This window comes from Stenotrophomonas sp. 2YAF22 (genome assembly GCF_052114665.1).
In the GTDB taxonomy this organism is placed as follows: domain Bacteria; phylum Pseudomonadota; class Gammaproteobacteria; order Xanthomonadales; family Xanthomonadaceae; genus Stenotrophomonas; species Stenotrophomonas indicatrix.
In genome coordinates this window covers 1-1330 of sequence record NZ_JBFRFE010000861.1, presented here as the reverse complement: position 1 = coordinate 1330, position 1330 = coordinate 1, and the positions used below count along the sequence as shown (strand labels likewise).

Here is a 1330-nt window from a genome sequence, read left to right as displayed (position 1 = left end):
CAGCATGCCGCGGCGCTGTCCCCAGTTGTCATCTTCCACGCATCGCGTCACTGACAGCTGCCGGGCCAGTCGCGCGCGTCCTTCGAACGGGCATTGTTGGGTCTTGTTGAAGTGTGATTCGCAGGTCGTGCGCGGTGACGATTCGCTGTCGTAATCCTGGGCCGAGACGGTGGTTGCGGCCAGCAGCAGGGCAAGCGCAGAACCGCCCAGGGGCAGCAGCAGACGAAGGCTCATTGAAACCTCGGWTTGGGRATGGGACGCAAGAATGGCGCACGTGCGGCGCTCTGCGACGACCGGGGTCTGCGCTGGCTCAGGACGGATTTATAAGTGTCCGGCGGCGCATGCAGGGCGTTACATCCCGTATCATCCCGGGCACATCCGATTGCATCGGTTTACAGTTTTTTACACGTTCCAGCGCTTTCGGACGCGGCTTTCGGGCCTCGCCCGTGGCTGCTGGCACGGGTGCGGACAAGGATGTGCGGACCACGACGACCACAGGGGGTTGCGTTGATCAGCAGTATCGTCATTCATCGGTCGGCCGGCACGGGCGCGGTCGAAGTGCAGGTCCTGGACACGACGTTCAAGGGCAAGCGTGTTTTTGTTGCCTGGGGCCTGCGTGGCCTGGAATTGACCCGCGAAGCCGAGCCGGAAGATACGGTTGCGGCTCGCCATGCCTTACGGCTGGTTTCCCGCCAGGCCGATGGGCCGCGCAGCAGCGAGATTTTCATCGCCAGCCAATCGGGCGTGGCGATCAGCGTCTACCGGATGCTGACCGAAGCACGCAGCGGCGACGCCGTGTTCTTCCTGTGYGATTCGCCACCGGTGGTGGAATGGTTGGTCACTTCGTTGGAAGTGCAGCCCGAATCGCCTGCGTGACCGGATGCCTGACGTGTAGTCGAGCCTGCTCGACTGCACCCCGCCGTGGGTTACGCCAACGCTGCGTCCACTGCCGCGCGCGCATGCAGGGTCGTGGTGTCGAACAGCGGCACCGGGCTGTCTTCGGCGCGTACCAGCAGCATGATCTCGGTACAGCCGAGGATGATCGCCTGGGCACCGCGGGCAACCAGGCGTTCAATCACTTCGACGTACATCTGCCGTGATCGCTCGTTGACCACCCCGGCGATCAACTCCTCGTAGATGATCGCGTGTACATCGCGGCGGTCATCGGCCTCCGGAACCAGTACGTCCAGGCCGAAGCGCTCGCCCAGGCGGCCACGGTAGAAGTCTTCCTCCATGGTGAAGGCGGTGCCGAGCAGGCCGATGCGCTGCAGACCGGCCTGCACGATCGCCGTGGCGGTCGGGTCGGCGATATGCAGCAAGGGCAGCGGGC

General features: G+C 64.3%; 3 protein-coding genes. 1 reads left to right on the top strand and 2 read right to left on the bottom strand.

The window, feature by feature from the left end:
- Nucleotides 1-234, bottom strand: a 234-nt coding sequence (locus tag AB4Y84_RS21770) for a DUF3011 domain-containing protein (RefSeq protein ID WP_442250949.1), incomplete at its 3' end; no start/stop codon positions are given.
- Between the two features lie 273 nt (nucleotides 235-507).
- Between AB4Y84_RS21770 and AB4Y84_RS21765 the strand changes: the two genes are divergently transcribed.
- Nucleotides 508-876: a hypothetical protein gene (locus AB4Y84_RS21765; RefSeq protein ID WP_312786687.1), complete on the top strand. Its 369-nt coding sequence runs from the start codon at nucleotides 508-510 to the stop codon at nucleotides 874-876.
- Between the two features lie 50 nt (nucleotides 877-926).
- On the opposite strand, the gene AB4Y84_RS21760 is transcribed toward AB4Y84_RS21765, so the two are convergent.
- Nucleotides 927-1330: aspartate/glutamate racemase family protein (locus AB4Y84_RS21760; protein WP_442250948.1), on the bottom strand; the 404-nt coding region annotated here is incomplete at its 5' end.